The organism is Candidatus Chlorohelix sp. (assembly GCF_037138995.1).
Lineage (GTDB): Bacteria > Chloroflexota > Chloroflexia > Chloroheliales > Chloroheliaceae > Chlorohelix.
In genome coordinates this window covers 131,165-153,517 of record NZ_JBAXHI010000006.1, presented here as the reverse complement: position 1 = coordinate 153,517, position 22,353 = coordinate 131,165, and the positions used below count along the sequence as shown (strand labels likewise).

General features: G+C 46.6%; 23 protein-coding genes. 11 read left to right on the top strand and 12 right to left on the bottom strand.

The window, feature by feature from the left end; all coding sequences use genetic code 11:
- Window positions 1–235 precede the first annotated feature (235 nt).
- The 5 genes from WCK19_RS04935 to WCK19_RS04915 all read left to right on the top strand — a co-directional run bounded on the left by WCK19_RS04935 (window position 236) and on the right by WCK19_RS04915 (window position 6,604).
- Complete coding sequence (locus tag WCK19_RS04935; RefSeq protein WP_342396253.1) at window positions 236–883, top strand: hypothetical protein; 648 nt, start codon at window positions 236–238, stop codon at window positions 881–883.
- A 284-nt stretch (window positions 884–1,167) separates the two neighbouring features.
- Window positions 1,168–1,761: an acyltransferase gene (locus WCK19_RS04930; protein WP_342396252.1), complete on the top strand. Its 594-nt coding sequence runs from the start codon at window positions 1,168–1,170 to the stop codon at window positions 1,759–1,761.
- 29 nt (window positions 1,762–1,790) lie between these two features.
- Window positions 1,791–2,840 (top strand): glycosyltransferase, encoded by a 1,050-nt coding sequence (locus WCK19_RS04925; RefSeq protein ID WP_342396251.1) that lies wholly within the window; start codon window positions 1,791–1,793, stop codon window positions 2,838–2,840.
- A complete protein-coding gene (locus WCK19_RS04920; protein ID WP_342396250.1) occupies window positions 2,837–4,633 on the top strand; it encodes a glycoside hydrolase family 44 protein in 1,797 nt (598 codons plus the stop codon). Before WCK19_RS04925 ends, WCK19_RS04920 begins: the two co-directional genes overlap by 4 nt.
- Window positions 4,634–4,840: 207 nt before the next feature.
- Window positions 4,841–6,604: a tetratricopeptide repeat protein gene (locus WCK19_RS04915; RefSeq protein WP_342396249.1), complete on the top strand. Its 1,764-nt coding sequence runs from the start codon at window positions 4,841–4,843 to the stop codon at window positions 6,602–6,604.
- Between the two features lie 65 nt (window positions 6,605–6,669).
- Here the strand turns inward: WCK19_RS04915 and WCK19_RS04910 are convergent, their stop codons facing one another.
- The gene (locus tag WCK19_RS04910) at window positions 6,670–7,224 is read right to left on the bottom strand and encodes an NADPH-dependent FMN reductase (protein WP_342396248.1); all 555 of its coding nucleotides are present in this window, start codon (window positions 7,222–7,224) and stop codon (window positions 6,670–6,672) included.
- Window positions 7,225–7,515: 291 nt separating this feature from the next.
- Between WCK19_RS04910 and WCK19_RS04905 the strand changes: the two genes are divergently transcribed.
- From WCK19_RS04905 to WCK19_RS04890, 4 genes are read left to right on the top strand one after another with little or no spacing between them, the layout of a single operon-like run.
- Window positions 7,516–8,016 (top strand): NUDIX domain-containing protein, encoded by a 501-nt coding sequence (locus WCK19_RS04905; RefSeq protein ID WP_342396247.1) that lies wholly within the window; start codon window positions 7,516–7,518, stop codon window positions 8,014–8,016.
- Window positions 8,013–8,903, top strand: coding sequence for a CoA-transferase (locus WCK19_RS04900; RefSeq protein WP_342396246.1), 891 nt, complete (start codon window positions 8,013–8,015; stop codon window positions 8,901–8,903). The genes WCK19_RS04905 and WCK19_RS04900 overlap by 4 nt, the downstream gene beginning before the upstream one ends.
- A 15-nt stretch (window positions 8,904–8,918) precedes the next feature.
- The gene (locus WCK19_RS04895) at window positions 8,919–9,725 is read left to right on the top strand and encodes a CoA-transferase (protein ID WP_342396245.1); all 807 of its coding nucleotides are present in this window, start codon (window positions 8,919–8,921) and stop codon (window positions 9,723–9,725) included.
- A gap of 9 nt (window positions 9,726–9,734) precedes the next feature.
- Window positions 9,735–10,682 carry a DNA methyltransferase gene (locus WCK19_RS04890; RefSeq protein WP_342396244.1) on the top strand — a complete coding sequence of 316 codons (948 nt, stop codon included), beginning with the start codon at window positions 9,735–9,737 and terminating at the stop codon, window positions 10,680–10,682.
- 72 nt (window positions 10,683–10,754) lie between these two features.
- On the opposite strand, the gene WCK19_RS04885 is transcribed toward WCK19_RS04890, so the two are convergent.
- The 5 genes from WCK19_RS04885 to WCK19_RS04865 form a co-directional block, all read right to left on the bottom strand.
- Entirely contained in the window at window positions 10,755–11,195 is a 441-nt protein-coding gene (locus WCK19_RS04885) for an Hsp20/alpha crystallin family protein (protein WP_342396243.1), read from the bottom strand.
- A 275-nt stretch (window positions 11,196–11,470) separates the two neighbouring features.
- On the bottom strand, window positions 11,471–11,848 hold the full coding sequence (locus WCK19_RS04880) for a DUF309 domain-containing protein (RefSeq protein WP_342396242.1): 378 nt from the start codon (window positions 11,846–11,848) through the stop codon (window positions 11,471–11,473).
- 20 nt (window positions 11,849–11,868) lie between these two features.
- Entirely contained in the window at window positions 11,869–12,999 is a 1,131-nt protein-coding gene (locus WCK19_RS04875; protein WP_342396241.1) for a hypothetical protein, read from the bottom strand.
- A 57-nt stretch (window positions 13,000–13,056) separates the two neighbouring features.
- Window positions 13,057–15,948 (bottom strand): excinuclease ABC subunit UvrA, encoded by a 2,892-nt coding sequence (gene uvrA / locus WCK19_RS04870; RefSeq protein WP_342396240.1) that lies wholly within the window; start codon window positions 15,946–15,948, stop codon window positions 13,057–13,059.
- An 89-nt stretch (window positions 15,949–16,037) separates the two neighbouring features.
- On the bottom strand, window positions 16,038–16,694 hold the full coding sequence (locus WCK19_RS04865) for an HAD-IB family phosphatase (protein WP_342396239.1): 657 nt from the start codon (window positions 16,692–16,694) through the stop codon (window positions 16,038–16,040).
- A gap of 122 nt (window positions 16,695–16,816) precedes the next feature.
- On the opposite strand from WCK19_RS04865, the gene WCK19_RS04860 reads away from it, so the two are divergent.
- Entirely contained in the window at window positions 16,817–17,683 is an 867-nt protein-coding gene (locus WCK19_RS04860) for an MOSC N-terminal beta barrel domain-containing protein (protein WP_342396238.1), read from the top strand.
- 100 nt (window positions 17,684–17,783) lie between these two features.
- A complete protein-coding gene (locus WCK19_RS04855; RefSeq protein ID WP_342396237.1) occupies window positions 17,784–19,091 on the top strand; it encodes an MFS transporter in 1,308 nt (435 codons plus the stop codon).
- 69 nt (window positions 19,092–19,160) lie between these two features.
- Here WCK19_RS04855 and WCK19_RS04850 read toward each other — a convergent pair whose 3' ends face one another.
- From WCK19_RS04850 to WCK19_RS04825, 6 genes are all read right to left on the bottom strand, one after another.
- Window positions 19,161–19,400 (bottom strand): hypothetical protein, encoded by a 240-nt coding sequence (locus WCK19_RS04850; protein WP_342396236.1) that lies wholly within the window; start codon window positions 19,398–19,400, stop codon window positions 19,161–19,163.
- A gap of 321 nt (window positions 19,401–19,721) precedes the next feature.
- Window positions 19,722–20,183 carry a hypothetical protein gene (locus tag WCK19_RS04845; protein WP_342396235.1) on the bottom strand — a complete coding sequence of 154 codons (462 nt, stop codon included), beginning with the start codon at window positions 20,181–20,183 and terminating at the stop codon, window positions 19,722–19,724.
- Between the two features lie 2 nt (window positions 20,184–20,185).
- Window positions 20,186–20,434, bottom strand: coding sequence for a hypothetical protein (locus WCK19_RS04840; protein ID WP_341471261.1), 249 nt, complete (start codon window positions 20,432–20,434; stop codon window positions 20,186–20,188).
- A 180-nt stretch (window positions 20,435–20,614) separates the two neighbouring features.
- A complete protein-coding gene (locus tag WCK19_RS04835; protein WP_342396234.1) occupies window positions 20,615–21,442 on the bottom strand; it encodes a hypothetical protein in 828 nt (275 codons plus the stop codon).
- Window positions 21,439–21,687, bottom strand: a complete 249-nt coding sequence (locus WCK19_RS04830) for a hypothetical protein (RefSeq protein WP_342396233.1) — start codon at window positions 21,685–21,687, stop codon at window positions 21,439–21,441. Before WCK19_RS04830 ends, WCK19_RS04835 begins: the two co-directional genes overlap by 4 nt.
- A gap of 137 nt (window positions 21,688–21,824) precedes the next feature.
- Complete coding sequence (locus WCK19_RS04825; protein WP_342396232.1) at window positions 21,825–22,298, bottom strand: 2TM domain-containing protein; 474 nt, start codon at window positions 22,296–22,298, stop codon at window positions 21,825–21,827.
- Between the last annotated feature and the right edge of the window lie 55 nt (window positions 22,299–22,353).

Genomic DNA, 22,353 nt, shown 5'->3' with positions numbered 1-22,353 from the left:
CAACCACTTGTATGAGCTTATTACTAAATTGTAACCTCGCCAAAACTATCGGTTACTCACCTTTCATTGACTTTTGGGGCAGGGGTTTATAAGCTATAGGGGTGAACTATCACATTCAAATGTTTTTATCCTAAAAGTGCTTCTGAAGCGAAAATCCTAAAATTATAGAAGTCTTGTGCAGTTTGCTTGTTGAAATTTCAACCCGCCTTGTGCGGTAAATTCCGGGGAATGCTGAATGGCAACACATTTTGGAAATACAAAAGGTATCAAACATGATAAAGAGGCTCGCATTTTCTGGAAAGAGTTTGCGCTCTTTCTCTGGAATAATGCGCTGCTTATCGGTGTATCAGCTTTCTTTTTTTACCGCACCTTTTTTGAAGGAAGGCTGAACCGGGCATTGCTACTGTTTTTGGTAGCCTTGCTTGGGTTTTTAATCTGTCGCCTTCTGACTTTTGGGCGCAGCAAGATTAATCAACTAGCTTACCGTATAGTAATGTTAACCAGCCTCAGCTTATTTATGGTAGCGCTTTTTATTCAAACTATGCGATTTATTTTCGTTTTCAAGCCGGGTCTGACAGAACCTACCCTGTCAAAATTGTTGGTGCGGGTGGGTATTTCCAGCTTAGTGTTGTACATTTTTGGTCTGGTCATTGCCTCCGCCTATTATTTGCACGCGCATGACATGTTCAAACGCATCTGGAACCCGTGGCTACCTAACTTGCTAGAGGCAGTATTTCCGCAAAGAAACTGGAAACAGGTGCGGCGCAGTACCCTAATCCTTACCCGCTTGCTGGTATGGGGTGGAATTGTAACAATAATACTACTGGGGGTTGGTTTTGCCGCTTGGCTACTGCGTGATTTCATTTATCTGGAAATCGGCTAATTTCTTTTAGCGAATTAGCGAAAAATTAAAAGTATTCACAAAGAGAGTGACCGCATGGGTTGCTCTTTTTTGATTAATAGGTTAACGTTTCTGTAATTTGGCTGAATTTTGATTTAACCCATTTTTTAGCGCATTAATTAAGAATAATGATATTGATAGAAATTAATATAATTGATCGGGCATAAACGGTACTATTGGCACATTCAATTATACTATAAGCAAAGCGTTGCATTGGATGCTATTACTTATGCCGCCGGGCAACCATTAAAAGGAGTTCTTACTAAATGCCGATAGTCGAAAAAACCCTTGAGGGAATAAAACAAGTGAAATGGCAAGCGCATCTTGCAAAATTGAGGCGTTACTTTAATATCGGCTCTAATGTAATCAGAGCAAGAATATATCTCAGGAAAGCTAGTTTTCTTGGCAAATATGTACAGGTGCTAGGTAATCCCAGAATCGGAGCGTGGGGCGGCGAAATGATAATCCACAATAAAGTGGTTATCGACTCAATTGTTGCGCGGGTAGAAATAGTGTCGAACAAGGGTGGCAGGCTTGAAATCGGAGAAAGCACTTATATCAATTATGGTACTTCGATTGCTTGCAGCAAATCAATTAAAATCGGGAAAAAGTGCTTGATTGGCACATACTGTAATATCATTGATAATGATTATCATGGTATTTTGGATCGAGATAAGCCAACCCCATCACAATCAGTAGTGCTTGAAGATAACGTATGGATTGGCGGTAAGGTTATTATATTAAAGGGAGTAACTATCGGGAAAGATTCAGTGGTTGCCGCGGGTAGTGTTGTAACCCGCAGCATCCCACCTCGATGCGTTGCGGCAGGTGTTCCGGCTAAAATCATTAAAACATTCTAGTTAAATTATTCTTTGAAAGTATAATAATTATGGATAAATTTGAAAACGGAAACGAGCGCAACGACGATAAATTTTCACTACCTACCGTAACTTTTATAATGCCTAGCCACAATCGTAAAAATCAACTGGAACGCGCTCTTAAGGCATTAGCAGTTCAGAAATACCCTACAGAACTGCTGGATATGGTGTTGGTGCTGGATGGCTGTTCCGATGGTTCGGCGCAAATGGTAGAAGCATTAAAACCCACGCTACCCTATCCTATAACCCTGATAGAACGGGCGCAGGGGGGTCCCGCAGCGGCTCGCAATACGGCGGTACGTGCTGCTACCGGCGAAATTATTCTCTTTATAGATGATGATATTGTAGCGACACCTCAACTGGTAACTGAGCATATACGTTTGCATCTCGAAGATAACCAAGCAGTGGTACTTGCACCAATGGCAACCCCACATGACCATGTTCGCCCTATCTGGGTGCAATGGGAAGAATACGCGCTGGAACTTAAGTATCGAGACATGGAAAACGGGCGTTACAAGCCTACTGCACGCCAGTTCTTTACTGGCAATTGTTCGCTCAGGCGACGTTGGTTTCTCGCCACCGGAGAGTTCGATGAAGAACTAAAACGGGCAGAAGATATTGAATTTGCTTTCCGCCTTGAGCAAAAGTGCCAAGTGCATTTTTATTTTAATCCGAGCGCAAAAGGCTATCATTATGCTTACCGCACCTTTGAATCTTGGAAACGCGCCCAATATTTATACGGACGTTATGATGTAATTATGGATAGGGAGAAGGGGCATACTTGGATAAGTAAGGCGATTTTGGATGAATTTTTGCAAAGAGATATAATTGTCCGCATGCTTGTGCCGCTATTTATTAATTATAATTGGGTTAAGGGAATTGCGGGATATGTGTTCTTGCTAGGGACATATACTCTCAAATTTTTGAGCTTTAAGCTGTTAGCCTTTAAAAGCCTGAGTTGTCTTGCCAATATTCTATACTGGCAGGGATTAAACGAAGAAATGAGAAAGAGTAGAAAGACTAAACCTGTTAAATCCGCTCTAAGGGAGGTTAAATCATGAAGCGAAAGACGCTTCGCAAAAGTATTGTTGGTCCTAAATACTCGTTGCCTCTGGCGCTATGCTCAATTATTTTAAGTTCAATGCTCTTGGGCGCTTGCGCTGATAATAGCGTACCTAATTTACCACCGGGAACGCGAGGACCTATCGTTTTTGAATTTACGCCTACTGTTACAACTAGCGCTACAACGGCGGCTACTACAGCCAATCGCGGAATCACTATTGATATTGACCAGACCAAAGTTCTACACCAAATTAGCCCGTACATCTATGGTCTAGCCAGTGCAGACGAAAGCGCCGAGTATATCCAGCAATTACGCCCTACCTTTTTTCGTTGGGGCGGCAACCATTCCACAAGGTATAACTGGGTGATAGGCAATGCTTGGAATACCGGGCGCGATGGTGGCTTTCACAATACCAATTACAACATCTCAGCCGACCCCGATACAATTCGCAACGTGCTGGAAGAAACAGCACAAAGCGCGAAAGACCAGAACACCCCAATGCTTGTCACCATTCCTACAATAGGATGGGTTGCCAAAAACAGCGAGCCTCAGTCTTTTTCTTGGCAAGTACCTGACCTTGGCGCAGCCCCTGATAAACCCGGCTCCCAATCAATCATAGGTTACGACCCAACAGCCAATCGCCAACGCACTAGTGTAGTTTCTAAAGCTACCAAAGGCGCACCCTTTGTGTATCAGCCCAATACAGATAGCCCTGTTATCTATCAAGACGAACTAATTGCAAGATTGGTGAAAAAATTCGGGCGTGCCGATCAGGGCGGCGTAAAGTTTTACGCGATGGATAATGAGCCGGACTTGTGGAGTACAACCCATACCGATGTACATCCCGCCCGGATGGGTTATGATGATATTCTGAACCAATTCCTAGAATATTCTAGCGCAGTGAAAGCGGTTGACCCAACCGCCCAGATAACCGGTCCCACCACTAGCGGATGGTCATACTACTTTAATTCGGAGCTTGACCGGGGTACTGACAATTTCCGTACCGCTGCCGACCGCAAGGCGCATAATGATATGGCTTTCTTGCCTTGGTTTCTTTCCAAAGTGCGTGAGCATGATGAGCAAGTCGGTTACCGTACCCTCGATATACTTGACATTCATTATTATCCACAAGCTAACGGGGTTTTTGTAGGCGACACAGGCGTAAACGCAAATGACCTGCGCTTGAATGCAGTGCGTTCACTCTATGACCCCAATTACATAGATGAATCGTGGATTTCGCAAAGAATCCGTTTGATACCCATGATGTACGAGTGGATAAACCAGTATTATCCGGGTACTAAACTGGCAATTAACGAGTGGAATTTTGGAGCAGACCACACGCTGAACGGGGGGCTGGCTATAGCTAACGCGCTTGGAATCTTCGGACGTTACAATCTGTATATGGCGGCTTATTGGCAATATCCTGACGTTAACGGGGCAGGTTTCCAAGCATTCAAGATGTACACCAATTTTGACGGTAATGGTACTCGCTTCGGCGACCAAGCGCTGGATGCCAAAAGCAGTAGCCCTTTGTTTGTCTCCAGCTATGCGGCGATAAATAGCGCAACCGGGAATATGCAGATTATGTTGGTAAACAACAAGCTCGGACGTAACGTTACGGTAAATGTGCAACTTGCCAAAGCCGTAGCAGAGCAAAATGCTGATGTTTACGAGTTAAGCGCCAATACCAACAATCGTCTCGTTAAACAAACCCCACTTAAAATTAGCGGGGACACCTTCCCGGTAACACTTCCCGGTTATTCCGCCGTCCTAATTGACCTGAAACCTTAAAATTAACAGTTCTTTCATCCTCTTGCTGTATATTGGCAAGAGGATTTTTATTGTTGCCCGCTTTGCTACAATCAAGTCAACATAACTATTGATTTTACGCTAATATGTCGTTATAATACGCTGGAGTAAACATAACTCTATATCCAAATATCTATTAATGTGGGGAATAATAGGCAGATTAAGCGGGAGTAAAGGGGCGCAACAGCTATGAACCATAGTGATTTGTTGCAAGAAGGAATAAGCGCGGTACGTAGCGGCAACAAAAAGCAAGGCGCAGAAAAGTTAATGGAGTTGGTCAAGCAGGACTCACGCAATTCGGAAGCGTGGTTTTGGCTTGCCGCCGCCACTGATAATCAGGAAGAAGCTGCTCAGTGTTTAAGACGGTCGTTGCGGATAGACCCCGGTCACACTCGCGCCAAACAAGCGTTAGAGTCTATCGAACAAGGAATAAGTTCACCTGCGAGCGCGTCTTCTTCGATGCCTCCTCTGAACTTTGATGCAACCGATTCCTCAACCCAAAGTATGCGCCCGCTCAATACTGGCGAATTGCTCAGTGGCTCAATGGGTTTCGATTCTCCGTACACATCTTTTTCGCCTACTCCTGCGCCACGCCAAGAACAGCCCACCAGCAGCATGCCTGCCGTCTCTAATGCTCCTTTATCACCCATCGGTAATGTAAATACGCCGCCACCGCTTACCGGTAATGAACCGACCCCGCCGCCGCCCTTTGGAATGCCGGCGTGGGCTAATCAGGCTCCTAGTTTACCCGCGAATCAGCTGGGCAGCGTGCCTGAGCGTCCCGACCCTTATTCGATGAATACAGCCATGCAAAGCGCACCCGGTTTGCCGCCGCCATTCCAGATGCAATCAGGTGGCACAGGGCTTTCTTTTGCCCAACTTGATCCTGCCGCCGCGCAAGCTCAATTGGAAGCTGCTGCCAAACCGCCACAGGTGCTAGACCCTAACGCGGATTTACGCGCTCGGCTACTTGGAAATATGCCCGGAGGTACCCCTGCGCCACCTCCGCCGTTTCAACAAATCGGGCAGGGACGTAATACCTTTACCCCAGACCCAAATTTGAAGCAGGCAAACGTGCAAACAAAAAAGAAAAAAGGCGGCATTAAGCCTATTTACCTGTTGATTGCATTTTTGGTGATTTTTGCCACAGTGGCGGCAGCCGCTTTACTTTTACGCAAAGGCGACACCCCTCCTATAGAAATTAGTGTCGATAACCAAACAGCTACTGCGGTAGCGGACATTACCCAATCTCCGGTTGTAACTACTACTATAGCTACTACAGCAACCATCACTCCGCGAGTTACAGTAACTACTACTGGCGCTGCGTTGACCACTGCCGCCGCCACTACGCCAGCCGCTTCAACAAAGGCTGCCACGACTGCGACAGGGGCTAACACTACCGCAACTTCACGGGTCATTACTACGGTTGCGGCACAAACTACTACTACTACCAAAGCGGTAACTACCACTCCTGCGCCTGTTACCACTACGGTTGCGGTGCCGACTCTTTCCGCCGTAATTACCTTTGGAGCGGAAGTTCCCGAATCCGTACAAATCTTTGTACGCGATACCAATAGCGTGGTTTCGGGGCTTGGCTTCGTGGATACCAATATTGAACGGCTGATGTTCAATCCTTTCAAATCTGGTAAGTTGAATACGACCAGTGCTTCAAACAATGAAGAGTTGAACTATTATCTTTTAATTGCCGGGCAACTCTCCCGCAAGCTCAAGGACTCTAACCCACCGGATGGAGCAATTGATTTGGGTAATATCGCTGGCGACTATGCCAACCATATTACAGACATGCTGAATATGATTGACCGATATAAGGTTACAGGGCAGGATTATTATATGCAGCAAGCCTCAGCATTACTGGATAAATCGCGCTCTGACCGCTCTCAATGGGCTAAGGTTCTAGCAGGAGGTTATCCGTACAAATCCTCACTTTCCTAGAATTCTGAAAACTTGGCGGGGGCGAGTAAATATCGCCCCTTTTTATTTTGCTTTTCTAAGCGAGGTTATTTAAAACGGAGAGACCAGCGGGAAAACTCGACCAAAAAGGCGCGGAACTGATCGGCAATGCTCTCGTCCAGCAATTTGCCGGTAGCATCAAATTTTTCCCACGGGCGCTCTATCATAATTTCAGGCTTGCCCATCGGATGCAGCCCTAATTCAAGACAGATATAGCGCAAATGCGCTTGAGCGCGTACCGTGCCTTTCATCCCTCCGGCACCAATGATGCCCACAGGCTTATCGCTCAACGTCGTATCGTTGTATGGGCGGGATGCCCAATCCAACGCATTTTTTAATACGCCAGAAACCGAGTAGTTATATTCTGGGGTAGCTATCAACAGGGCATCGGCGATGCGGATACGTTCCTTAAACTCAGTAACAGGCTGTGGTACACCTTCAGCCTCAAGGTCGCCGTTATAAAGCGGGATAGAAGCAAGGTCAAAAATCTCAATCTCTAAATCATCCGGCTTTAATTCGCGGGCGAGATGCAGTAACGCCGTGTTGTACGAATTTTTGCGAAGGCTGCCAGAAAACGCCAGCACATGAATAGGGGCAGACATTAATAGGGGAATCCTTTCTTAAAAGGTTCTTAATTAGAGTGAATTTTAATGGTACTTACAAAAAGTAAGTGGTTATGCAATTTATAATAAGCGCACAAATCTGTCAAGTCAATCAAGAGCGTATCATATGATTCGCCGCTACCCAAACAAGACGCGCCCGCGTTGGAGTAGCTCTTTGCAAATGCCCTGCGTAAGTTACCGGATTGCTTGCCATAATATTTTATGGGGATTACAATTTGCAGTATATAATAAGCCTGACTGAAATTATTTTTAGATTGAAGCTGAAATCAAATGGCGAAAGTAGATGAAGAACGAATCCTGAATCAATGGGATGGTCCGGGAGAAGCGGAAGATATATCGGCTGGCGGCGTGGTATTCCGGCAATTGGAGCGGGATGGCATTTCGCGCTGGCAAATCGCCATGATGCGCCGTACCGATAATGGCGGGTGGGATTTACCCAAGGGACATCTGGAAAAGGGTGAAAGCCACGAACAGGCGGCGCTCCGTGAAGTAAATGAAGAGGTTGGGCTGGAGGCGGAAATAGTGCTACTACTGGGCGAGAGCCGCTATATTGCCGATACACGGCGAGGTCCAAAGCGTAAACTGGTAGTATGGTACTTGATGTGCGCTACACCTTACGACCAGAACCCGCGCCCACAACCGGGAGAAACAGTGGATACCAATTGGATTGATATTGAAGGCGCAATCCCGCTGGCGGTGTATCCTACTGCCAGAATAATATTGTTACGCGCCCGGCGTTATCTTGAATCCCTAAAAGAGAAAGCCTTATGACAGAGAACACCCCTAAAGCTGCCCGCGCTTCCAAAAAGCTGGAACTGGCAGAAGCCGTCAGTCGCTACCTACCGGACGAGGTGGAGAGCCTTGCGATAGGCGGCATGCATATGCACAACAACCCGATGGCGTTGATACGTGAGGCGGTTCGCCAGAAAAAGCGAATTAAACGACTCATTACCAGTCCCGCCGCTTGCATCAACGCCGATTTGCTGATAGGCGCAGGTCTGGTGGAAGAAATTGTTACCTCCTATGTGGGTTTTGAGCATCTTGGGTTAGCACCCGCTTTCCGGCGTTTTGCTCAGGAGGGCAAGCTCAAGGTTTACGAAATTGACGAACTTACGCTGATTCTGGGACTTAAAGCCGCTTCAAACGGGCAACCCTTTGCCGCGCTGAGTCCTGTGCTTGCCTTCAGCGATGTTTCCAAATTCTCACCTGAATTTTACAGACCCATTACCAACCCCTTTAATGGGCAACCCGCTTTTGCCTGTCCGCCCATCAAGCCACAAATAGCTTTTATTGCGGTGCAGCAGGGGGATGAGTTCGGAAACGGGATTCTCAAGGGGGCGCCTTTTATAGATCGCGAAATGCTGTTTGCTGCCGAAACGGTACTTTTACAAGTGGAGCAACTCGCCCCCTCCGAGCAAATCACCCGCAACCCACTTCAAGTTACAGTTCCGGGTATGAAAGTTTCAGCGGTGGTGGAGGCGCGTTTTGGTTGTCATCCCACCAGTTGCCACCGGGTCTATCACTACGATGAAGAACATCTGAAGCTCTATTTGCAGATGGCGGCTACTAACGAAGGCTTTGAAGAATATCTCCAGAAATATATTATCGGGTATAGCGAAGAGGAATATCTCAAGCGTACCCAATCACGCACCCTTTAGGAAGTAGGTAGTTTGATGCAAATCAGGCTGGAAACGATAGGCAGACCACGCAAGGGCTATTCAATACTCGAATTGATGGCATGTGTGCTGTCCCGCACTTTGAAAGATGGCACAACGGTGGGGACAGGCGCGGGTAGCGCGGTTGCGAGGGCAGCTTGCCGCTTGGCGCAATTAACCCACGCCCCGAATCTAAATTATCTGGCTGGCGGTAGCGGCGCGGTAAACCCTTTGCTCGACCCGTTGGTGGATTCCTCTTGCGATTATACCAACTACATTTGCGAGTCGGTGGTGACAATGAGCGATGTAATCGGCTCGATACCAAGCGGCACAACCGACCTGTTTTTTTGCGGTGGCTTGCAAATTGACCGCTACGGGAATGTAAACCTGAGCGTAATCGGCGATTATAATAAGCCACGCCTGCGAGGACCCGGTTCGGCTGCTTTGCCTTTAATGGCGGGGGCGCGTCACTTTATCATATTCATGACCGACCATTCGCCCCGCTCTTTCGTGGAAAAGGTGGATTTTCGCACCGCGCCCGGTTTTCTGGAAGGCGGCGAGTCGTGGCGATTGGCTAAAGCGCAAGGTTTGATAGGCGGAGAGGGTCCGTTACTGGTAATTTCACCGCTGGCAGTATTGGATTTTGAGGAGGAGAGCAAAACGATGCGCCTATTATCGGTGCATCCCGGCAAAACAGTGGAGGAAGTGGTGGCAGCTACGGGCTTCAGCCTGATGGTGCCGGAACATGTGCCGGAGACAATCCCGCCCTCGCCGGAAGAACTACAGTTTTTGCGCTCTTTTGATACTGACGGTATTTTGAGCTAATAGGAGCTTATGACGGAAAAAACGCGCGGGGAACGCAACCGGACTCTCACTCTCGATCCGAAAGAACTGGAGCTTTTCGCCTCGCGGTTGCTCAAGCCCTCTGCGCCTCTTTCGGTTTCAGAAATCGAGAACCGCACGCTTTGGGGGGATTTACCCAAAATTTTGCCCTACCTGCCTTCGTCTTTTGTTGACCTGCTTTTTCTCGACCCCCCCTATAATCTGACCAAGAACTTTAACGGGCGAGTGTTCCGGGCGCGGGATGAGGAAGAATACGAACTGTGGCTGGCTAACTTGCTGGAAAAACTGGCGCGTTTGCTGAAACCCACCGCTTCGATTTACATCTGCGGAGATTGGCGTTCCACATCGGCAATTTTCAATGCGGCTTCGCGCTATTTTCAGGTGCAGAACCGTATCACATGGGAGCGGGAAAAGGGGCGAGGCGCGTTGAAAAACTGGAAGAATTGCGCCGAAGATGTTTGGTTTTGTACCGTTTCCGGTGAGTTTGTATTTAACTCGGAGGCAGTAAAGCTGAAACGCAAGGTACTTGCGCCCTATCGTAACCATGAGGGTAAGCCAAAGGATTGGCAGGAAACCAGCGAGGGCGATTTCCGCCTGACCTATCCCTCGAATCTCTGGACTGATATGACCGTACCGTTCTGGTCTATGGCTGAAAATACCGAGCATCCCACCCAAAAGCCTGAAAAATTGCTGGCAAAACTTATATTGGCAAGCAGTTTGCCCGGTCAGGTGATATTCGACCCTTTTTTGGGTTCTGGCACAACCTCGGTAGTGGCGAAAAAACTTGGGCGCAAATTCGCGGGAGTCGAAATAGACGAACTATACTGCTGCCTTACCGAAAAACGCTTGCTACTAGCGGAAACTGATAAATCTATTCAGGGTTATTCCGATGGGGTGTTTTGGGAACGTAACTCAGGCGCAAAACGTCAGGGCGAGTAAATTAAAAAGCCCTTCCCGCATAAGAGGGAAAGGGCAATTTATCAGAACAGATGAATCGGCTTACACCTACCGCTATTTGGTTTTGACCTCGATTTTGTGAACTTCTTTCTGAGCAAGGCGCGGTAAGCTCAGCGTCAATACACCGCTCTCCATTTTAGCTTCCGTCTTCTCAGGGTCAATCGGCTCTGGCAAGCGCATGCTGCGGTAGAAAGAGCCACTACGTCGCTCATGGTAAACGTAATTCTTTTCTTTCTTTTCTTCGCTTTGCTCACATTTGGCTCGCAACGTTAGCATGTCTCCCTCAATATTGATTTCGATTTCTTCCGGTTTGTAACCCGGCATATTGGCATGCAACTCATAGCCGTCCTCAGTCTGAACTAGGTCAACCGCAGGGCTGAATACAGACGGAGAGTGTTCAAAGCCTTCATCAAACCAGCGATCAAACATTTTGTACATATTATTGCGCACAGTTTCCAATTCCTGGAATGGACTCCAGCGTTCAATCGCGTTCATAAAACTCAACCTCCTTTATGATACATTACCGAACAACTCTGGAATTATCTTCCAATAATTATTGTAGCTAACTTATGTTAGAACAAAGTTAGCCAAATGTTAGAGCTACGCTAGAGTAAAAGCTCTGTACGTTATTCCATCTTATTCCATCTTTGCCTCTTGCGAATAGCTTTTAAGTGTGAAAACTTAAACAGGAGCTATCGCTTGAACCATTTTAGAAACGATTGGAGAAAATACCCTAACCCGGTTTGTAAACGATATACTGTGTATTATTTTTACCCAACTTCAGGGATTTCCTTTAGAGTCGGTATCATAGCCGGGTCAAAGTTAGCAATATGCTCCGTACCCAGTTCTTTAATCTTGGTCAGAGCAAGTTCCGTTTCTTTTATTATCGCATCCAAATTTAGCCCGAATTGTTGGGGCGCAAAAGGACGACATTTGTCAATCCCATTTTGCAAAAGCGTAACCGCGCCCCAATAATTCTGGCGAATGCAACAGTGATAAAAGCCCACCCCAATTTGCAATATACCCTGATATAGCCGACGGATTTCGCCGGGTTCTTCCAGCCAAATTTTCTCTAGGGTTTCGTGACACTCAAAAAACTGACGAGCATTAAACTCAGCGATGCCCTTAAAAAAGTCTGGAGGAGGCAACCCGCACTCCATAACTCAGCTTATACCTTTCTGAGATGCCGGGGAGGTTCGTTGCCCTCACTTTTAGAGTCGCGATTCGATTGAAAACGTGCGCGAAAATTCGCGAAAGCAACGCTTAAAAGCAAGGATAACTGAGCAGGGGCAGTGCGCCCACCCGCATAGTAATAACGCGCCGCCTGACCCACCGCATATGTAGCAGTATAGGCAATACCGGCTTTGGGGAAAATATGTAGGAAGCGTGGTAATTTGCGGGACAACGCTTGTGAGATACCGCGCCATACCAAGGCGCTACCTACAATAGGCGCAAGTTCAAGCCAGATTTCAAAGCGACTTGAGCGAGTTTGTCCGTAAAGAGCGGCAAGACGGTTACTCAATTCAAACTGGTTTTTACTTAACAGCACAAAATCTGCGCCGCCTCCAAAAATCTCGGAAAGAATTGGTATAAATGAAGTAGCATTCGAAAGTAATACCAGTTCTGCATTTTCACGAGCTGCGCGAGAAATAAAGTAATCTGCAACAGAATTACGGAATAGAGGCGCACGCTTTGCCAACGCCAGCAGACGGTCGGGAAGGCGTTGCACAATAGCGGGCAATAGTTGTTTTTGCAAATCCTCAAATTCCAGCGAAACAAGTTTGACCATACCCAACCGGTCATTGTTTTGTGTAAAGCGTTCCAATTCGCTTTCCCAGTTTTCGGGTTCACTTTCAGGGGCTTTTTCGGCGCTGTTCTCACCGTTATTGCCGATTAGGCGCAAAAGATTAAAGCGGCTTTTTCTGTTACGGTCAAACGACTCATCTCTCACAGGTGGGATTACTACAACCAATCCTGACACGGAGGTATTAGCCACCACGCCTTCGAGCCACAACTTCTTGGCTTCCGGGATACGGTCACCGGCATACAGTACATACAGTACCAGCCCGCCCTCGCTGTTTTCCTTATCCAGTCCGGGGTTCTCGTTGGTTTCAACCACGCGGAAAGGGCTAGTTGTCCAGAGGCTTTCAAGGCGCGAACTTAACGCTCGCTGTAGCCTGTCGCGTACCTCACCGCTATTACCTGCCAGAGCAATTATTACATCGCGTCCGGCTTCTTCTTCTACTTGTAAACTGCTATTATCCCGCAATAGCTCAAATAAATCTTGGAATATACCCATTGTACTCACCTCGTCTGGAGATAATTTAGACAGAGTTACTATAACAGGCTGGTAAAGCTAGGGCAAGTTTGGAGTTAAATTCTTCTCGAGAATCTGTCTCAGGGATTTGCCGGTATAACTACGCTCAACCAACGTCACCTGCTCTGGTGTACCTTCCGCGAGAATTTCACCGCCACCCTCGCCTCCTTCCGGACCTAAATCAATTAGCCAATCGGCGGTCTTTATTACATCAAGGTTATGTTCTATCACGATGACTGTATTTCCCGCATCTACCAAACGATGTAGTACATCCAGCAAACGCTGAATGTCGGCAAAGTGCAACCCGGTAGTAGGCTCATCCAGAATATATACAGTGCGCCCGGTAGAAACCCGGCAAAGTTCCGAAGCCAGTTTTACACGCTGCGCCTCGCCTCCGCTAAGAGTAGTTGCGCTCTGCCCCAATTTAACGTAATCCAGCCCAACATCATGTAGCGTTTGCAAGACTCGCGCAATGGAGGGAATATTGGCGAAAAATTCGAGGGCTTCCTGTACATCCATATCCAAAACCTGTGCAATATTCTTGCCCTTGAAGCGCACCGAGAGAGTTTCGCGGTTATAACGCATCCCTTTGCATTCCCGACAAGTCACCCAAACATCTGCTAGAAAGTGCATCTCAATTCGTTTTAGCCCATGCCCTTTGCAAGCCTCACAACGCCCACCCTTTACATTAAAACTGAAACGGTCTGCGCCATAGCCATGTGTACGCGCTTCCGGTGAAGCAGCAAAAGTCTTCCTTATATCATCGAACAAACCCACATAGGTGGCAGGATTCGAGCGTGGAGTTCGCCCTATCGGTTCTTGCGTGATGTTAATTACCTTGTCGAGATATTCCAGACCCTCAAGACGGTCATGTAGCCCGATGCGTTGCTCGGCGCGGTGTAGGGTATGCGCCAGAGCGGGATAGAGCGTTTGCGAAATCAGGCTGCTTTTGCCGCTACCGCTCACGCCCGTAACACAGGTAAACAATCCGAGTGGAAAACGGGCGGTCACATTTTTAAGGTTGTGGAGACGCGCATTCACCAGCGAAAGATATTTGCCGTTGGGAGTTCGCCGCGACTCGTTCGAGGCTTTCACTTCCAAATCGCCGCGCAAGTATCGCCCGGTTAGAGAGTGCGGGTCATCTGCCACTTGTCGCGGCAAACCCGCCGACACCACCTCTCCGCCCAACACCCCGGCGCGTGGACCCATATCAATTAACCAATCCGCGCTCATCATCGTATCTTCATCATGCTCAACCACCAGCACCGTATTTCCCATATCGCGCAATTGTAGCAAGGTATCCAGCAGGGCGCGGTTATCGCGAGGGTGCAAACCAATACTCGGTTCATCCAGAATGTACAACACCCCTACCAAGCCACAACCAAGTTGGCTGGCAAGGCGAATACGCTGCCCTTCACCACCCGACAGGGAAGGCGCGGGACGATCCAGCGTTAGGTAATACAACCCTACGTTAAGCATAAATTGGAGACGTTCCCGAATCTCTTTCAGAACTTCGCCCGCTATCTGAAATTGTTCTGAGTCGAGTTGCCGATACAGCCCTTTAACCCATTCAAGCGCGTCCGCGATAGTCATTGAACCGATTTCAGTCAAGGAAATCCCGCCAACTTTTACCCCACGGGCTTCTGCCCGCAAACGCGCCCCACCACAACCATCACAAGGCTGTTCGCTCATAAAGCTGGCGTAGAAACGCTGGGTATATTCGGAGGAAGTCTGGCGGAAAAGCCGCTCGGCGTGATACACAATGCCTTTAGTAACACGCAGACTCTCGCCAGTCCAAGTGCTATCGGCGGTGCGATTCTCGTAGCTGAATTTAATCTTGTCATCGCCCGAACCATACAAAACTATATTGCGGAACTTTTCGGGCAAATCTTTCCAAGGTGTCTCTAAATCAACCTCATAATATTCTGCCAGAGTCTTGAGTTGCTTGAAAGTCCAACCTTCTTTTTTCTTCCGCAACTCACCGTACCAACGCGATGCGCCCTCCATCAAGGAAAGGTCTGGACGCGAAACAATCAGATTGGGGTCAACCGACATCTTTGTGCCAAGCCCGTGACAATCGGGACACATCCCAAGCGGCGAGTTAAAGCTGAAAAGCTGCGGTGATAGTTCTGGGAAACTTGTAGCGCAATTCGGGCAGGCGTTTTGCTCGCTTAGAAGTAAATCCTTATCCTCGCCCAAATCAGCTACCAGCAAACCGTCTCCGGCTTGCAGCGTGGTAGCTACCGAATCCGCCAGACGCTTTTCAAAATCCTGACGCGCTTCTCCTTCTTCGTCCGGCACTTTGAGGCGATCAATCACCAGTTCGATATTATGCTTTTTAGTCTTTGCCAGCTTGATTTCGCCGCTCAAATCCAAAATTTTGCCATCAATACGGGCGCGTACAAAACCATCCTTACGAGCCTGTTCGAGCAGTTCGGCATGCGTCCCTTTGCGTTCACGCGCGATTGGAGCAAGAAGTTGCAGGCGTGTGCCGGGCGGAAGGTTTGCCAATTGCTCGGCAATTTGCTGTACCGTTTGTGCATGCACCACCCGACCACATTCCGGGCAATGCGCCGTACCAACTCGCGCATACAGCACGCGCAGGTAATCCAGCACTTCGGTAACAGTGCCAACCGTTGAGCGGGGGTTTTTGCTGGCAGTTTTTTGCTCTATCGCAATTGCAGGGCTAAGCCCACCAATGAAATCAACTTTGGGCTTTTCCATCTGCCCCAGAAATTGCCGAGCATAGGAGGAAAGACTTTCTACATATCGGCGTTGCCCCTCCGCATAGATAGTATCAAACGCCAGCGAAGACTTGCCGCTACCGCTCACTCCGGTCAGCACTACCAATTTGTTACGGGGTATATTTACATCTATTTTCTTCAGGTTATGCTGCTCTGCGCCCTTAATTACAATATTTTCTGGTTCCATAACGCTCCTGAGTAACCGCTTGAATGCCTCTTAAATTACCGTCACAATCAGATTATAGACTAAATGTTCGGTTTTTGCATGCGGCAAGGCTAACGATTGGTGTGGATAATTTCCCACCCTCTGCTTATGGCTTCCGCCGCAAGTTTCGCGTCAGGGTCAACCGCGCAAGGATGTCCGAATAAGGCGAGGAAAGGAATATCACTTCCGGTATCGCCGAAAGCATAACATAAAGCCGGGTCAAGCCCCATTTCATTTATGATTTCGCGGGCGCGGGCTGCTTTACCTTCCCCCTGACATACGCCACCTTCAACTTTAGCAATATAGCGACCTCCGTTTATACGGATGTGTGTTCCCTCGCCTCTCCCGTCCATCTCTTTTCCCAAATGCACCACCGCTTGCTGCATCGCCCCGCTCACCAAAATTAGCGGCAAACCCTCTTTTCGATGCGTCTCAATTCGCTCGACTACCTCCATTTTCAACCGCTTTATCAATTCCGGCGTTACTTGCTCTATCAATTCTTGCACCTGTCCGGGGGTTTCGCCCCTGATGGAAATTAACAGGCTGATTAATTGAGAATACCGTTGGAATTTGCTCGGCAACAAGCGCGAGAATAAACCGATTGCGTCAATCTGAAAACGCTTGAGTTTTGAAAAATGGTTCAGGCTTTTGCCCATCTCAAGAAAGGTAGCGGGCAGGCTACCTGATACCAGCGTACCTTCTACGTCACTAAATATTGCGGCTTTCATTAATTTGTAGCCTCTTTCTGTTTAATATCGTAATTTTCAGATAGATTTTAACAGATTGTAATGGTATTATTTGCAAAAGCCAAAAATAAAGCTCAAATTCAATATATAGAAAGCTAAAAATAATGAGCAACGCTACAAAAAAAGAGGATAAAAAGGCGCAACTGGAAAAAGCCACCGTTGCAGCATTATACTATTACCCTATAAAATCATGCGCCGGAATCAAGGTGGATGAGGCAATCATAGGCACGAAAGGCTTTGAACACGACCGTGAATTAATGGTGGTAGCGTCAAACGATATGAGCTTTCTTACACAACGCGAATTACCGCGTATGGCTTTCATAAAGCCCGAAATCCGCAATGAAACCTTGTTTCTCGATGCGCCCGGTATGCCATCTCTGGAAGTAAAGTTAGTGGACGAAGGGGAAAAGGTAAAAGCTACGGTCTGGAAAAGCCGCTGTGATTGCATAAATCAAGGCGAAATAGTCGCGCAATGGCTTGGCGAATTTTTACGAGTCGATTGTCGTCTTGTCAGAATGGCGCCCGGCTTTGTGCGGGGCGTTAATTCTTTGTATGCCGTGAGCGATAGCGATGAAGTGGGTTTTGCCGATGGATTCCCTTTTTTGTTGCTCTCGGAAGAGTCGCTTGAAGATTTGAACGGGCGGCTGGAAACTCCTTTGCCCATGAATCGCTTCCGTCCCAATATTGTGCTAAAAGGCAGCGATATTCCCTATATGGAAGACCAAATAAAACAATTTCAGCTTGGAGAAATTACCTTTAGTGCGGTCAAACCCTGCGCCCGCTGCCCGATAACCTGTACCGACCAAGATAATGCCTCCGTCAGTAAAGAACCGCTCCGAACCCTCGCCACCTTCCGCCACGCTCAAAACGGTGGGGTACTTTTCGGGCAGAATCTCATACATGAGAATCGGGGAACTATACGCACAGGGGATAAACTAACCGTTATCCAAACCAAAAACCCGCGAGTGTAAGGCAATCAGAATCCCGACCAGAAGCGCGGTGTTTATTTTCCGGTGACACTCATTGCACGCAGATGTATAATTGATCTACAGGAGGAGAATCAATTACCGAATGTCAGATCAACCAAACACGGACTTTGAATCCGAGAGGGAAACTTTAACTACTTCATCTACATACCCAAACCCAACTATCCCGACAACAAAAAAGCGCAAACCCAGCAAGATGTTTGTGGCAATGCAAAATCGTAATTTCCGGTTGTTCTGGAATGGCGCATTTGTCAGCAACATCGGCAACTGGATGCAAACCATTGCCCAAAATTGGCTGGTGTTATCGCTTTCGCAATCCCCTTTCATTCTCGGTCTGGTCAACTTTATCGGTAATTTGCCTATGCTATTGTTCGGACTTTACGGGGGAGTAGTCGCGGATCGAAAATCACGGCGAAACGTTTTGTTGGTAACCCAGAGTCTTATGCTTATTTCTATACTGGTAATGGCAATTTTGACTTTTACCAACCTGATTAATATCTGGTTGATAGTAATAATTGTCAGCTTTGTGGGAATGGTGTCTGCCTTCAATGCGCCAGCATACCAGACTATAATGCTCGATTTGGTCGGTAAAGAAAACCTGATGAATGCAATCGCCATGAACTCAATCCAATTTAACCTGAGCAGGGTTATCGGACCTGCAATTGCAGGAGTGATAGTAGTAATCTTTGGGGTAGCAACCTGTTTCTTCTTAAACGCGCTGAGTTTTGGAGCGGTATTAATCGCCTTGTTTATGGTGCAAATCCCCGCAATTACCGTCACCACTCAGAAACATACCTTCACTTCTGAAATTCGAGAGACTTTTTCTTTCTTATGGAATGACCGTCCCATGCTAGGCTTAATAGCATCTTCCGCCGCATTCTCAATTTTTGTCTTCCCCTATTTAAGCCTACTTTCGGTCTTTGCCAAAGACGTGTACAAATCAGGGGCAGATTCCTATGGTCTCTTGATGGGTGCGGTAGGAGTCGGGGCAGTAATCGGTGGCTTGATAATCGCCCGTCTGAGCGACCTTGAAAAGCGGGCGCGTTTTGTTCAGATTGGGTCGCTTATAATGGTAGTTTCGCTGGTAATTTTTTCATTTATGCCGATTCTACTAACCTCACTTCCTTTTCTGGCAATAGCAGGGGGCGCAATGGTAACTGTACAATCTTCAGTTAACACCATCGTTCAAACCAACGTTCCCGACAACATGCGGGGCAGGATAATTAGCGTTTGGCAACTTGCCTCAATGGGACTGCTACCGATCGGAAGTTTGCTCGGTGGTACGGCTGCCGAATTCATAGGAGCGCCACTTACCATCGCCATAGGAGTGCTGGTGTTTGGAGCAATTACGCTATCAGTATTCATATTTATACCTAGAACCCGATATTTATAAAAAAGTAAAACCCCCGCGCCATGGCTAAACAGGGGTCAAACATTATATAATAACAGTCCCTAAATGTCCCTAATTTTTAACGCCAACTATCTTACCTGAATTCTGAGATTGAGAAAATGCGGTTTCAGCATTATTATCTCTGCCACCCATAATTACTTTCAAAGTTTCAAAGTCATCCGGGAAATACATCTCAGCCCATAAAGGACCCATTTCAGCATAGTCCCGTGAAGCGGCTTCATAGTCATCAATGTAATCATTAATGTTATTGGTACGTCCACGTGCCATAACTGCCCACCTTTCATCAATCATAATTTGGTTATTTTGGCGAATAGCGCTATCCGAAAATGTGACAATAATATTGTCACGAAGTGTATTGATTATACGTAATAAATAACGTACATGCAATAGAACGGTTGCATGATTAATAAGATTTGATTTTTATACCCTAATAATTGGTTTTGTAATTAAGATAAGGGCAATTCGAGGTCATGTATTTGTGAACATTTATACTAATCAAGTTCTATAATTAATATCTCAAATACTCTATTAAATAGTAGTTTCTGAAATTAATATTTTGTAAAAAAAAAAGCCCCCGGAAAATATTCCGAGAGCTAACAAGCAAAATTTCTTTTACCAGAATGGGTCAGTCTGGCGGTCAAAATAATTAGCGCGGCGTAGATATTCGCGCTCGTTCCCTTCAATCATTAGCTTGTGCATCACCACCACATCAGCATCGGGTATCACTTCAGTGGGTTGCACGCAAAGGCTCATTACCAAGCGACCCATTTCATATACTTCCACACTCCCGCGATGACGAGGAATACGATAAGTACGATAGGGATACATCCCGCTCTGAACTTCCAGATAACCTTTGCGAACAAGGTGATTATATTGCTCGGAAGGGAGTAAGGTCTTCAAGAGTTGCTCTGCGCGTTGTTCCGCTTCCTGTTTGTTGACGTAATAGCGAGCAAAAGCCGAATGGCGATTTCCAAGCGGGTATCGAAGACCAAGCCGCCCATAAAAGACCATATATATTGAGATAGCGAGTAGCGCAAATACTCCAAACGCAATAAAGCTACTCAATAAATCCATTATTAGCCCCCGGCGACTCGCGGTACTACGATAATTTGCTCGGCAGTCTTATCGAATTTATCAATTCTTTCGGCAGCCTTATCAGGAGCATCAACTCGGAAGGCAGTCGCGCCACGAGCGCGGGCTTCCTTAAAAATTCTTTCAGCTTCTTTAACAGCCTTTATCGAATCAGGATCCCCCTCAGTGGCTTTCTCGACATCATAAACAACGACGGTATCGCCGAGGTGCGAAAGAATCCGCATTTTTGCCATGTGTTTCCTCCATTTACTACATCCGAACATGTGTGGGTGGTATGCCAGAATCGCCTCGTAGGGGAGTATCGTAGGAAGTGAGGCATGCTGGTTAATTCACATTATAGTATATATATATTTGCTTTTGCAAGACTTAAACCGCAATAATTCTTCTTAACAAGTAGTAATCAAGAATTATAATTAGCGTTTAAAGTAGCCCGGAATAAATTGATTAGAGTAAGATGGGCGATCGTAGAAGTGTTGTTCAGTTTGATATGGGTCATAGTTACGCCCGAAGCTAAGCATATTATATGTGTACAGGGCATCATTAATATTGGGTTTTCGGTTACGTCCTTTGCTGTCAAGCAAGTCAGGCAGCGCAACCCACAAACACCCTGTTTTATACATCCGATAAAGTTGTTCTTTAAGCCAGTTTTCTATATCACTTGGTATCAGCCGTTCAAAATCTGGCAGGCTATCTAGGGCATGCAGGTTCCAAAGATTGTAATCGTTAGAGAAATCTGGTTTCAAGGCGCAATCAAAAGTAATCTGCCAGAAGTTAAAAAGGGTGTAGTTATGGGGAACAGGGTTCTCAGGCAAAATTGCCTCTCCAGAAGAGTGTACCCGATAAATAACCCAACCCCAACCGTTTATAGACTCGCCTTTCTTCTGAATAAGGCGAGGCTTGGAAATAAGCCGATTCCACCGCGCCGCCGCGGTCATATCCAGCAAAAGCTTTCCAACCAGCGAATCATAACGCTGGAGAATAATATCGTAGTGACTAAGTGCTTGCTCTAAGGGAGCAACTAACGCTTTGACATCTTTAGATTGTTTCTCTTCCAACCAAGATTGAGGAGCTTTATTCTCGTTTAAACCCTTAACGAGCGGGTTTGAAGTAGGCAATAGTGGGTTCTCTAGGAGAGTGTCTTGTACCTGAAAATTATGAGTATAGAGATAATTAAGGGCGTTTTTTTGTTTGCCAAACTTGAACCCAACTCCTAACTTCTTAAGGTTCAAAGTGAACTTCAATTGCTTACTCTCCTCAAATGATAAACCGGATACTCACGCTCTATGTAACCATCCACTTGGAACACAATCCAACCGTCATCGCCAAGCGCTTTTATTACCTGTAAAACAGCGACTCGAATACCTTCGGCACTAGAAGTAGCTTTTCGTTCGATATTTTGCGCCGGGTCGGTAGCAGTGAAATTGATTATCCAAGCTTGTGGGGTAGGGTAATAATTTAATACCCCATATTCATATTTTGCAGCCATCCAATTATGACAAACCCTTAGACTAGAATTATTGAGCAGTTTGATAGTCTTGAAGTTATACTACTCATTTTATAAATAAAAGCATAGCATAATTTTTCAAGGTTGGCAAAGATTTGTCATTTAGCTTTTTACTAGCATTAACGCCTCAAACGGCGTATCTCCTCATCAATCATACGCTGTCGGGTAGATTCGCCCAAACCGAATATTTTTATGTAGTCTGAGACCAATCCGATTCCCCAAAAAACAGTGACCCAAATGGGCCAAATCAGAGTCCAGAGGTTGTGCGAACCACCGCTTATCCAACCAATAAATGCAATCGCCCACAATAAAGCGTTTACCGACAAGTAACTAGTCAAATGTTTGTAAAACCGCAGCTTATCCTTGACTCTTCTCTCAGCAAGTTGGTATAGGTCATCTGGAGCTTTCTGGTAAACTGGTAGTGGATTGGAATTATAATTATAGCCATCAGCCTGATAAAAAGAAGGGTTTTTCCATTCAGGGGCGGGGTTAGCCGAAACATAACCGCCGGGTGGTGTATAACGTGGGTTAGGTTGCGGTTCGGGCCAAGTTTGATTTCCTTCGGAAGCCTCAGTTTTAGTATCTTCGCTCATGATTTTCCCCCTCAATATATCTAAATTTATATCACTAAAAATTGAGACACAAGCT